Origin of the sequence: Streptomyces anatolicus (genome assembly GCF_019400875.1) — a bacterium.
Lineage (GTDB): Bacteria > Actinomycetota > Actinomycetes > Streptomycetales > Streptomycetaceae > Streptomyces > Streptomyces anatolicus.
In genome coordinates, this window is record NZ_WMBF01000605.1 from 1 (window position 1) to 3384 (window position 3384).

The 3384-nt window shown below is 70.1% G+C and carries 3 protein-coding genes; 2 read left to right on the forward strand and 1 reads right to left on the reverse strand.

Annotation, left to right across the window (positions count from 1 at the left end):
- Both GKQ77_RS30255 and GKQ77_RS30260 read left to right on the forward strand, forming a co-directional pair.
- Nucleotides 1-1445 (forward strand): GntP family permease (locus tag GKQ77_RS30255; RefSeq protein WP_219692313.1); only part of this gene is annotated, 1445 nt, incomplete at its 5' end.
- A gap of 210 nt (nucleotides 1446-1655) precedes the next feature.
- On the forward strand, nucleotides 1656-1946 hold the full coding sequence (locus GKQ77_RS30260) for a DUF6355 family natural product biosynthesis protein (RefSeq protein WP_219692314.1): 291 nt from the start codon (nucleotides 1656-1658) through the stop codon (nucleotides 1944-1946).
- A gap of 60 nt (nucleotides 1947-2006) precedes the next feature.
- Here the strand turns inward: GKQ77_RS30260 and GKQ77_RS30265 are convergent, their stop codons facing one another.
- Nucleotides 2007-3350: a M14 family metallopeptidase gene (locus tag GKQ77_RS30265; RefSeq protein WP_219692315.1), complete on the reverse strand. Its 1344-nt coding sequence runs from the start codon at nucleotides 3348-3350 to the stop codon at nucleotides 2007-2009.
- Nucleotides 3351-3384: the final 34 nt, after the last annotated feature.

Sequence of the window (3384 nt, forward strand, 5' to 3'; positions counted from 1 at the left end):
AGGCGCCACCGCACACCGGCGGCATCCTCGCCCTCATCGACGGCACGGCGGGCCTGCTGACCGTCGCCGCGCTCGGCATCGTGCTCCTGCTCTTCCTGATCATCAAGGTCAGGCTGCAGCCCTTCGTGGCGCTGCTCGCGGTCTCCATAGCCGTCGGCCTCTCGGCCGGCCTCTCCGTCACCGAACTCTTCGGTACGGTCCAGAAGTCCGACGCGGTCTCCGTCATCGAGTCCGGCATGGGCGGCATCCTCGGCCACGTGGCGATCATCATCGGCCTCGGCACGATGCTCGGCGCGATCCTCGAGGTGTCGGGCGGGGCCGAGGTGCTGGCGTCGCGCCTGCTCGGCCTCTTCGGCGAGAAGCGCGCGCCGCTCGCCATGGGCCTGACGGGCCTGATCTTCGGCGTCCCGGTCTTCTTCGACGTGGGCATCTTCGTCCTCGCGCCGATCGTGTACGCCGCCGCCAAGCGCAGCGGCAAGTCGATCCTGCTCTACTGCCTGCCGCTCCTCGCGGGCCTCTCCATGACCCACGCCTTCCTGCCCCCGCACCCGGGCCCGGTCGCGGCGGCGGGTCTGCTCAAGGTGGACCTCGGCTGGGTCATCCTCATGGGCATCGTCTGCGGCATCCCCGCGGTGCTCGCCGCCTGGGTGTACTCCGCCTGGATCGGCAAGCGCGTCTTCGTACCCGTTCCCCAGGACATGGTCGAGGCCGCCGAGGAGGCGAAGGCGGCGGTCGCGGCCGAGCAGCGGGAGGCGGGGGTCGCCCCGCGGGAGAAGCCGGTGCCGCTGAGTGTCGTCTTCGCGATCATCGGCACGCCGCTCCTCCTGATCCTCCTGGCGACCTTCTCCTCCATCGCCTTCGATCCCTCGACCGCCCGCTCGGTGATCGAGTTCTTCGGCAGCCCCTTCGTGGCGCTCACGATCGCCCTGTTCATGGCGTACTACCTGCTGGGCATCCGGCGCGGCTGGTCCCGCAAGTCCCTCGAGCGGGTGTCGACCTCGTCCCTGAAGCCGGTCGGCAACATCCTGCTCGTGGTCGGCGCGGGCGGTGTCTTCGGCGCGGTCCTGAAGGCGAGCGGCGTGGCGAAGGCCCTCTCGGACACCTTCCAGGACGTGGGCCTGCCGGTCCTCGTCCTCGCCTATCTGCTCTCCCTGATCCTGCGCGTCGCCCAGGGCTCGGCGACGGTGGCGATCGTCACGACGGCGGGCATCGTGGCCCCGCTGCTCGCCGAGGGCGACTACTCCCAGGCGTTCGTGGCCCTGGTCATCATGGCGATCTCGGCGGGCTCCATCTTCGCCTCGCACGTCAACGACGGCGGGTTCTGGATGGTGGCGAAGTACTTCGGCATCTCGGAGCGGGACACGCTGAAGACGTGGACGGTCCTGGAGTCGGTGCTCTCGGTGGCGGGGTTCGCGGTGGCGGCGGTGGTGAGCCTGTTCGTGTAGGCAGTGCGGAGCACAGTTCCTCGCCTCAGTGGCCCCGACCGACGCCGAGTCATCCGATCGGCCCTCAGGCGGAACGATTCGGCGGGTGAAACGCCCCGGGCGTCCGACTGGCCGTGCTCACCGGCGGGCAGTCCTGCGGCGGCACATACCCAACGGGGCGGCATCCGCGAGCCCGTGCGGACGACCCCGTCGTAGCTCAAGGAGTACACCTTGCGTGTTCGTCGACTCGTGAACAGCGCCTTCGCCGCCGCCGCACTCACGCTCACCTCTCTCGGCGCGGTGACCGTCACGGCGAGCCCCGCGGCAGCCAACCCCTGCGGCTTCTACGAGACCCACGCCGACGCCTACTACAACCACTGCACCTCCGACGGATCGCGGGTGGTCATCCACGTCAGGGTCGCCCTGGCGCCCGACTACGAGCGGTGTGTCGCACCCGGCAGGACCTGGCTCGGCTCCGCCAGCAAGATCCAGGGTGCCCACTACGTCGGCCGCACCTGCTGACCCGTACACGCCTCGCGGCCCCGGACCCGCCACGGGTCCGGGGCCGCGCCGCCGTGCGGGTCAGCCCGTGCAGTACTGCTGTTCCTTGCCGATCGAGCGGTACATGCAGTCCGAGTTCTCCAGGAGTTGCAGGACCGCGTCACGGTTGCGCGAGGTCTCGCGCTCGATGACCTCGTCGGGCGGGTAGAAGCCGCCGCCGCCCGCCGAGGACGGGTACATCTCGAACGTATAGCTGAAGATCTTCTGGTTGCCCCACAGCCAGTCGTCGATCGTGCCGTCGGTGATGTAGAGGTCGCTGGCCTGCTCGGGCGTGTAGCCGTTGCTCGCGGCCATCTTCCTGCCGACGGCCGCGTGCGCGTCGCGGTCGTCCTGGGTCAGGCCGGGGGCCGTGTCCGCGTACGTGTAGCCGTAGGGCCACAGGATCAGTTCGCTGTACGTGTGGAAGTCGATGGACGCCCTGATCTGCTGCTTGCCGCCGACGACCCGGCTGCGCACGAAGTCCGCGACGACCTTCACCTCGGGGGCCGACTCGGGGGCACGCCCGCGGTAGGTCTCCGAACCGGTGGAGCCTGAGGAGCCGCCGCAGCAGCCCCACTTGTAGTCCCAGTTGCGGTTCATGTCGGTGCCGACGTTCGACGAGCCGCTGTTGGGCTGGCGGTTCTTGCGCCAGCTGCGGTAGGAGCCGGTCGCGATGTCGTACTCGCCGCCGTCCGGGTTCATGTCCGGCACGATCCAGATCTCGCGCGAGTCGACCATCTTCTTGACCCGCGCGTCCGTGGCGTAGTCGTCGCCCAGCTCGCGCAGCAGGTAGAGCGCCATCTCCACCGTCAGGTGCTCGCGGGCGTGCTGGTGGTGGGTGAAGAGGACCTCGGGCTCGGCCTCGTCCGTGGCCACGTTGTCGCTGATCTTGATGGCGACGATGTCCCGGCCCGCGTACGACTTGCCGATGACCCTCTTGCTCATCAGGTTCGGGTGGGCCGCGACACGCTGGTCGATCGCGGCCGTCATCTCGGCGTAGTTGTGGTATCTCGCGTCGGCGGGCGGGAAGTCCTGGGGCTCCACCGCATGGCCGCCCGTGCGCTTCGGGGGGCCGGGCAGGGCCTTGAGCGTGTAGCCAAGGCCGCGCAGCTTCGCCGCCTCGCGGCCGTCGGCGGAGACGACCACCGCGCGGGCGTCGACCTCGTCGATGGCGACGCCGGTGCGGGCGAGCGCGGTGCGCGCGGTGCGGTCGTCGGGGAGCGGGATCTCGTACTGGCGGGTCTCGTTGTCGTCCGCCGTCGCGGTGGTGCGGGCGGCCGGGTCGGCCGCGGACGGTGTGGCGTTGGCGGTGAGAGGTGCCGCCACGGCGAGGGCGAGCAGGGTCGCGAGTGCGGCGGATCTTCTGCCGCGTATGCGGAGTCGCATGAAGTCTCCTCAGGGGTGGGGGGTGGTCCAGTGC